The sequence below is a fragment of the Protofrankia sp. CiP1_Cm_nod1 genome (assembly GCF_920888515.1).
Taxonomy (GTDB): domain Bacteria; phylum Actinomycetota; class Actinomycetes; order Frankiales; family Frankiaceae; genus Protofrankia.
On sequence record NZ_CAKKTM010000226.1, the window covers coordinates 1 to 4,277 of the forward strand.

At 72.3% G+C, this 4,277-nt stretch carries 2 protein-coding genes; both read left to right on the forward strand.

Translation table 11 applies throughout. The features are described 5' to 3' along the window. A partial coding sequence (gene polA, locus NBX02_RS10500) for a DNA polymerase I (RefSeq protein ID WP_250291151.1) occupies nt 1–1,681 on the forward strand: 1,681 nt, incomplete at its 5' end. 639 nt (nt 1,682–2,320) lie between these two features. Beyond that, on the forward strand, nt 2,321–4,277 hold a 1,957-nt coding region (locus NBX02_RS10505; RefSeq protein WP_250291156.1), incomplete at its 3' end, for a bifunctional diguanylate cyclase/phosphodiesterase.

Consider the following 4,277-nt stretch of genomic DNA (forward strand, 5'->3'; position numbering starts at 1 on the left):
CGTCCGGGGCGGCTGGGGCCGGGGCACCGGCAGCGTGACCGGCCTCGCGCTCGCCACCGCCGCCGGCGCCGGCGCCTGGATCGACCCCACCGCGCTCACCGCGGACGACGACGCGGCGCTGGCCGCCTGGCTGGCCGACGAGCGCCGGCCCAAGGCCGCCCACGACGTCAAGGGGCCCATGCTCGCGCTCGCCGCCCACGGGTTCTCCCTCGCCGGTGTCACCAGCGACACCGCGCTCGCCGCCTACCTGGCCCTGCCCGGCCAGCGCACCTTCGACCTCGCCGACCTCGTCCTGCGCTACCTGCGGCGCGACCTGCGCCCGGAGACGTCCGGGACGGGGCAGCTGACCATCGACGGGTCGGACGAGACGGACGCCGCCGCCGCCGACGTCGTGCGGGCCCGCGCGACGCTGGAGCTCGCCGACGCCCTCGACGCCGACCTGGACCGCCGCGGCGCCACCGCGCTGCTGCGCGACGTCGAGCTCCCGCTGGTCACGGTGCTCGCCGGGATGGAGCGGGCGGGGATCGCGGCCGACACCGACCACCTGCTCGAGCTCCAGAAGCACTACGGCGCGCAGGTCACCGAGGTGGCCGCGCAGGCCCACGAGATCGTCGGCCGGCCGTTCAACCTCAGCTCGCCCAAGCAGCTGCAGGTGATCCTCTTCGACGAGCTGGGCCTGCCGAAGACCAAGAAGATCAAGACCGGCTACACCACCGACGCGGACGCGCTGGCCTGGCTGGCCACCCAGGCCGACCACCCGCTGCTGGCCGTGCTCCTGCGCCACCGTGACGTCGCCCGGCTGCGCACGGTGGTGGACTCGCTCATCCCGATGATCGACGACGCCGGCCGCGTCCACACGACGTTCAACCAGATGATCGCGGCGACCGGACGGCTGTCCTCGGCTGACCCCAACCTGCAGAACATCCCGGTGCGCACCGCCGAGGGCCGCCAGATCCGCCGGGCGTTCGTCGTCGGCTCGGGGTACGAGTCCCTGCTCACGGCCGACTACTCGCAGATCGAGATGCGTATCATGGCGCACCTCTCCGGTGACCAGGGGCTGATCGAGGCGTTCGCCTCGGGTGAGGACCTGCACACGTTCGTCGCCGCCCAGGCGTTCGGCATCCCGGTGGGCGAGGTCGACCCGGAGCTGCGCCGCCGGATCAAGGCCATGTCCTACGGGCTGGCCTACGGCCTGTCGGCGTTCGGGCTCGCCGGTCAGCTCGGCATCCACCCGGAGGAGGCCCGCGCGCAGATGGAGGCGTACTTCGCCCGGTTCGGCGGGGTGCGTGACTTCCTGCGCGGCGTGGTCGAACGGGCCCGCGCGGACGGCTACACCGAGACGATTCTCGGCCGCCGCCGCTACCTTCCCGATCTGACCAGTGACAACACGCAGCGACGGCAGATGGCCGAGCGGATGGCGCTCAACGCCCCCATCCAGGGCTCCGCGGCCGACATCATCAAGATCGCGATGCTCGGTGTCGACCGGCGGCTGCGGGAGCACGGGGCACGGTCACGGCTGCTGCTGCAGGTGCACGACGAGCTCGTCCTGGAGATCGCCCCGGGCGAGCGCGCCGACGTCGAGGCGCTGGTGCGCGCCGAGATGGGCGGGGCCTACCGGATGTCGGTCCCCCTCGAGGTCAGCGTCGGTTCCGGCCGGACATGGGACGACGCGGCGCACTGACATCTCCGGCGCCGTCCCGGCGCCATTCCCGTCACCGCCCGTCATTTCTGTCGCCCTCCGTCCTGTTGTCATCTTTTCTGTCGCCATCCGTTATTGTCCTTTTTACGCGGTTGCTGTCCGTTCTGTCGCCACGGACGTCTGCCACCGGATGCCCCGACGTGGGCGTGGACCGTCGGATTCGGGTTACTGTGGAGAAACGGCATCGTTCCCGTGTCGTGATATGAACGTCAACTAAATGTCCGGCCCGTTCCCATCCGTATCTCGCCGAGTGGGTTTTTCCCGGGTCCGGGCGGTCGCCCGGACAGGTGCAGGTGCGTCGCGGTGCGCGAGCGTCGCAGTGCGTGAGCCGCTCCCAGCTGTGGGCTGACAGGTTCCGCCGGCCCGGCGAGCCCCGTCGGCGAGCCTGGTGGAAAGACCGAGGCCCGGCAGCCATGTCGAGGCCCGGCGGAAAGGCATTGTGTCGTTGTCCGTGTAGTGCACCGATGGCCATGAAGTGGAGCCGTCTACGCCGTCGCGCCCGGCCGCCCCGGATCCGGGATATGTCCCGGACTCGGTCCATGCCCCGGATTCGGGTCATATTCCGGATTCGGCCGGTGCGGCCGTGGCGCCGCGCACCCGATGGCAGGAGGACCGATCGCCGTGAGCCTCTCGTTCTTCACGGACCGGCGGCTTTTCCTGATTGTTCTTTCCACGGTGGGCATCGTCGCGTTCACGGCGTTGGCCCTGCTGCCCGGCTCGCCGGGGCAGGACCGGCTCGCCACGTGGCTGGCGGCGGCGATCAGCGCGGCCAACCTGCTCGCGGCCATGCTGCTGGCCCGGATCGGCCCAAGAGCGCACCAGCTCCTGGTCTTCTCCTCACTGCTGGCCGTCACGATCGCGCTGGGCGGCAGCGACTCGGGCCGGGACAGCGACCTCTACCTGCTCTGGTACTTCTGGATCGCCGCCTACGCCGCGATGGTCGTCCGCCTGCGGGTCGCGCTCCTGCACGCGCTGGTCATCAGCGCCAGCGCGGTGCTGGGGGTTGCTCTCAAGGGCGACCTGTACCCCGGTGGGGCGGCGGTGGTGATGGCCATCGTCACGATCGTCGCCACCACCCTGGTGACGTTCTGGGTCGGCCGCTGGAACCATCTGCTGATCGTCCGTGACCTGCTGACGGGCCTGGCGAACCGGTCCGGCCTCGCCCACGCCGCCCAGCCGGCGATCGCCGCGGCGGTCGCCGACGGCCGGCACGCCGTCCTGGTGCTCCTCGACATCAACCGGTTCCGTGAGGTCAACGACGCCCTCGGCCATCCCGCCGGCGACCGGTTGCTCCAGGTCGTCGCGATGCAGCTGCGTAACGTGGCGACGGATCCCGCCCTGGTCGGACGTCTCGGCGGCGACGAGTTCGCCGTCGTCCTGTGCGGGCTCGAGCTGCCCGACGAGCCCGCCGCCGCCCACGAGCACCTGCGCGCGATCGGCCGTACCGTGATCAGGCAGCTGCGCGGCCCGTTCCGCATCGACGGGGTCGACGTGGAGGTGGAGGCCAGCGCGGGCGTGGCGGCCGCGCCGACGCACGGCACGACCCTCGGCACGCTGCTGCCGGCCGCGGACGCGGCCCTGCACGCGGCCGCCCGTGAGAGCGAGCGGGTCGGCGTCTGGGACGCGGGCATGGGCGGGGTACGCCCGTGGGAGCTCGCCCTGCACGCGCAGCTGCGCGCCGCGATCGCCGGTGACGAGCTGGTGCTGCACTACCAGCCGCTGCTGTCCTGCCAGACCGGCCGGATCGCCGGGGTGGAGGCGCTGTTGCGCTGGGCGCATCCGAGCCGGGGGCTGCTGGCGCCCGGCGCCTTCCTGCCGATGGCGGAACGGTCAACCCTGATCATCGACCTCACCGAGTGGGTGCTGGACGAGGCCCTGCGCCAGTGCGCGGACTGGGCCCGCGCCGGCGAGCACACCCCGGTGTCGGTGAACCTCTCGGCGCGCATGCTCGTCCGCGACGACCTGCCCGACCTGGTGTCGGAGACGCTGGGCCGGCACGGCCTGCCCGCCGACGTCCTGACCCTTGAGATCACCGAGAGCGCGCTGGTCACGCAGCCGGCGCGGGCCGCGGCCATGCTCCGGGAGCTGCGCACCCGCGGGGTCAAGCTGTCGCTGGACGACTTCGGCACCGGCTACAGCTCGATGGAGATCCTCAAGACCCTGCCGTTCGATGAAGTGAAGATCGACAAAGGGTTCGTCTCCGACGCCCACGGCAGCCTGCCCGACGTCGCGATCGTGCGCTCGGTCCTGGATCTCGGCCACCGGCTGGGGCTGCGCGTGGTCGGGGAGGGCGTCGAGGACGCCCGGGCCATGCGGATGCTGATGGAACTCGGCTGCGATCTGCTGCAGGGCGACGCGATCTCGTCCCCGCTGCCGCCCTCCGCGCACCTGCTGACGGTGCTACGCGCCGGCACCTACGAGGTGTCCCTGGCCCCCGTGGGCGGCACCGGGCCGCGGCCCGCCGGTGCCACGCACCCCGGCGGCGCGGAACCGCCATCTGACGGCGGGCCGCCATCTGACGGCGGGCCGGTAGCCGCCGCGCCGACAGCCGCCGCGGCCGCCGTGGCCGCCGCTGACG